At 71.2% G+C, this 4,186-nt stretch carries 2 protein-coding genes; one reads left to right on the plus strand and one right to left on the minus strand.

All coding sequences use genetic code 11. The features are described from left to right. A partial coding sequence (locus tag C1I95_RS32275; protein WP_325048887.1) for a DUF559 domain-containing protein occupies positions 1 to 965 on the plus strand: 965 nt, incomplete at its 5' end. A gap of 61 nt (positions 966 to 1,026) precedes the next feature. Here C1I95_RS32275 and topA read toward each other — a convergent pair. Beyond that, positions 1,027 to 3,852 (minus strand): type I DNA topoisomerase, encoded by a 2,826-nt coding sequence (gene topA / locus C1I95_RS32280; protein WP_111219693.1) that lies wholly within the window; start codon positions 3,850 to 3,852, stop codon positions 1,027 to 1,029. Positions 3,853 to 4,186: the final 334 nt, after the last annotated feature.

Below are 4,186 nucleotides of genomic sequence, written 5' to 3' on the forward strand. Positions count from 1 at the left end.
GGCGTGAGCTGGCGTCGGGGGCTCGGCAAGAGTGGGGACGGGAGCTGCCCGGAGATGACGCGGACGAGCTGACCTGGCTGCTGTTCCACCAGGAGGACGTGCTCAGCCTCGATCAGGCTCGCCGACATCTGTCGCCGAAGGCGATCCGGCACCGAGTCGGGTCTGGCCGGTGGCGGCAGGTGCACCGTGCCGTGTACATCACCCACAACGGGCCGGTCACTCCGGCGCAACTGCCGTGGATCGCCGTCCTCGCCGCCGGCCCGACCGCGGTACTCGGTGGGCTGAGCGCCGCCCGGGCTTGGGGCCTGCGCCGGTATGACGACGGGCTCGCGCACGTGCTCCTACCGGCCCGCCACCAGACGCGGTCGATGCCGCCCCGCATCCGGGTGCACCGCACCACCATCCTGACCGACGAGGATGTCCTCGCGGTAGGACAACCGCGCCGCACAATGCCGGCGCGGTCGCTGGTGGACGCGGCGCAGTGGGCACCTAACGACGACGAGGCCCGGGCGATCATCGCGGCCGGTTTCCAGCAGCGCCTCGTCGGTGGCGACCACGTGCAGCGCGTACTCGACCGGCTCCCACGGGCGCGGCGCCGCAGCCTGATCGGGCAGACCGCGGCCGATGCGGCAGGTGGCGCACACTCCCTTTCGGAGCTGGATTTCCTCGGGCTGGTCCGGAGCGCCGGGCTACCCGAGCCGACCCGGCAGGCGGTCCGCCGGGACGCCGCTGGTCGGCGCCGCTACCTGGACGCCTGGTTCGAGGAATGGCGGGTGCACGTGGAGATCGACGGTGGCCAACACCTCGACCGCGCCACCGCCTGGGTGGACATGCGCCGCCAGAACGACCTGTGGCAGAACGGGGACCGGGTGCTGCGCTTCCCCGCCTGGGCCATCCGCCACGACCCCACCGCGGTGATCACTCAACTCCGCACCGCACTACTGGCGGCGGGTTGGCGCCCCTGACGCCGAGATCTTGGTACGAGAGCGCCCTCCGAGGGGCGGTTTCGTACCAAGATTCGGAGCGTCAGTCGGTGGTACGCGCGGTGGTGGTCTTCTTGGTGGGGGTGGACTTGGCCGCGGCGGTCTTCTTTGCGGCGGTGGCCTTGGTCGCGGTGGCCTTCTTGGCGGTGGCCTTGGTCGCGGTGGCCTTCTTGGCGGTGGCCTTTTTGGCGGGGGCCTTCTTGGCTGCGGCCTTCTTCGGCGCCGGGCCCTTCGCCCGCTTCTCGGCGAGCATCTCGGCCGCTTCCTCCAGGCTCAGCGCCTCGGGCGTCTGACCCCGCCGCAGGGAGGCGTTGGTCTCCCCGTCGGTGACGTACGGGCCGAACCGGCCGTCCTTGATGACCAGCGGCTTCTCCGTCAGCGGGTCGACACCCATCTCGCGCAGCGGCGGGGCGGCGGCCCGGCGCTGTCGGGCCTTCGGGGCGGCCAGCAGCGCCAGCGCCTCGTCCAGCGTGACGGTGAACATCTTGTCTTCCGAGTCCAGCGAGCGGAACTCCTCACCACGCTTGACGTACGGGCCGTAGCGGCCGTTGTTGGCGAACACCTCGGCGCCGTCCGGGCCCACGCCGACCAGGCGGGGCAGGCTGAGCAGCTTGAGGGCCTCGTCGAAGGTGAGCGAATCCGGGGACTGCGAGCGGAGCAGCGACGACTTGCGCTCGCCACTGGCCACGTACGGGCCGAACCGGCCGGACTTGAGCACGATCGGCTCGCCGGTCGCCGGGTCGTCACCGAGCTTGCGCTCGCCACCGCCGCCGAGGAACAGCTCGTGCACCTTCTCCGGGGTCAGCTCGTCCGGCGCCAGGCCCTCGGGGATCGGCGCCCGGTCGCCCGGGGTCGCGCCCTCCTCGCCCTCCGCCGCAGGTGCCTGCTCCTCGCCCGGCACCCGGCGCTGCAGGTACGGCCCGTACCGGCCGACCCGCACCACCACCTCACGCCCCTCGTCGTCGGTGAACAGCGGGATCGAGTTGACGCTGCGCGCGTCGATCTCGCTGAGGTTCTCGGTGACCAGCTTCTTCAGGCCGCCGGAGCGGGCGATGTCCTGGTCGCCGGCACCGTTGGTGGTGCCGAAGTAGAACGCGGTGAGGAAGTCGACCGCCGCATGGTCGCCGCCGGCGATCTCGTCCAGCTCGTTCTCCATGCTGGCCGTGAAGTCGTAGTCGATCAGGCGCGGGTAGTGCCGCTCCATCAGCCCGATCACCGCGAACGCCAGGAAGGACGGGATCATCGCCTGGCCGCGCTTCACGACGTACCCGCGGTCCTGGATGGTCTGCATGATCGACGCGTACGTGGACGGCCGGCCGATGCCCAGCTCTTCCAGGGCCTTGACCAACGACGCCTCGGTGTAGCGGGCCGGCGGCTGGGTGTGGTGGCCCTGCGCGGCCAGCTCCTCGGCGGTCAGCGGCTGGTCCTTGACCAGGTTGGGCAGCCGGCGCTCGGCGTCCTCCGCCTCGGCGTTCTCGTCGTCGCTGGACTCGACGTACGCGCGCAGGAAGCCCGGGTCGGTGATGGTCTTGCCGGTGGCGCCGAAGTCGGCCTCCTCGCCGCCGGCGGTGGTCGCCCGGATGCGCACCGAGACGCTGGAGCCGACCGCGTCGGTCATCTGCGAGGCGATGGTGCGCCGCCAGATCAGCTCGTAGAGCTTGAACTCCTCGGCCGACAGTTCCTTGGCCACCTCGCCCGGGGTGCGGAAGTTGTCCCCCGCCGGCCGGATCGCCTCGTGCGCCTCCTGCGCGTTCTTCACCTTGCCGGTGTAGCGGCGCGGCTCCGGCGGCACACAGCGCTCGCCGTACAGCTCGACGATCTGCCGGCGAGCCGCCGCGATGGCGGTGTCCGACAGGTTCACCGAGTCGGTACGCATATAGGTGATGTAGCCGTTCTCGTACAGCCGCTGCGCGGTGCGCATCGTCTGCTGCGACGAGAGCCGCAGCTTGCGGGCCGCCTCCTGCTGGAGCGTGGAGGTGATGAACGGCGCGTACGGGCGGCGGCGGTAGGGCTTCTCCTCGACCCGGGTGACGGCGAACGGCCGCCCCTCCAGCCGGGCGGCGAGCCCGCGGGCCCCGCCCTCGTCGAGGTGCACCACCCCGGCACCGGGCTTGACCCGGCCCGTGGTCGGTTCGAAATCCTTGCCGGTGGCGATCCGGTCGCCGTTCAGCGCGACCAGGGTGGCGTTGAAGTTGCGCGGCCCCTCGCCGGCGTTCGTCACCGCCAGGGTGGCCAGGATGTCCCAGTACTCGGCGGTGCGGAACGCCATCCGCTGCCGCTCCCGCTCGACCACGATCCGGGTCGCCACGGACTGCACCCGGCCCGCCGAGAGCCTCGGCATGACCTTCTTCCACAGCACCGGGGAGACCTCGTAGCCGTACAGCCGGTCGAGGATGCGCCGGGCCTCCTGGGCGTCGACCAGGTCGCGGTCGATCTCCCGCGGGTTGGCCACCGCCGCCTGGATCGCCGGCTTGGTGATCTCGTGGAAGACCATCCGCCGGACCGGCACCTTCGGCTTGAGCGTCTCCACCAGGTGCCAGGCGATCGCCTCGCCCTCGCGGTCCTCGTCCGTGGCCAGGAAGATCTCGTCGACCTCCTTGGCCAGCTTGGTCAGCTTGCTGATCTGCTGCTTGCGGTCGGCGGAGACGACGTAGAGGGCATGGAAGCCGTTGTCGACGTCGACCCCGAGCCGGGCCCACGGCTCGCCCTTGTACCGGGCCGGGACGTCGGCGGCGTTACGCGGCAGGTCGCGGACATGCCCGAAGCTGGCCTCCACGACGTACCCCGGGCCGAGGTAGCCCGAGATCGTCTTGGCCTTCGCCGGGGACTCGACGATGACCAGACGGGTGGTTCCAGCTTTGCTCGGCACGTCTGTTTCGACCTCTTTCCTGCTCATGGCCGCGCCTGCGCCCGGTTCGGGGCGCACTCGACCCACCGATACCCAGCGGTCCGGATGTCCAACGTAACGCGCCGTCCGTGTTTCGGGTTTCGCGGGCGGCAATCCGCCCCGGACGATCGGTGGTCGCGCCGGACGGCGTCACCGTACACCCAGGGTAGGGCGTGGAGCGTGCCACTGTGACCACGGCAGCCCCTCGGTGGAGGTAGAACCCGGCCGATTCTCCCTGTGTTCCCGGACACCCGGCTGTCCCCGATCAGACACCTGGCGCGGCCCCCGCCCGGTCAGGGGCGGGTGGGCCAGGTGG

It is taken from the genome of Micromonospora craterilacus (genome assembly GCF_003236315.1).
Taxonomy (GTDB): Bacteria; Actinomycetota; Actinomycetes; order Mycobacteriales; family Micromonosporaceae; genus Micromonospora; species Micromonospora craterilacus.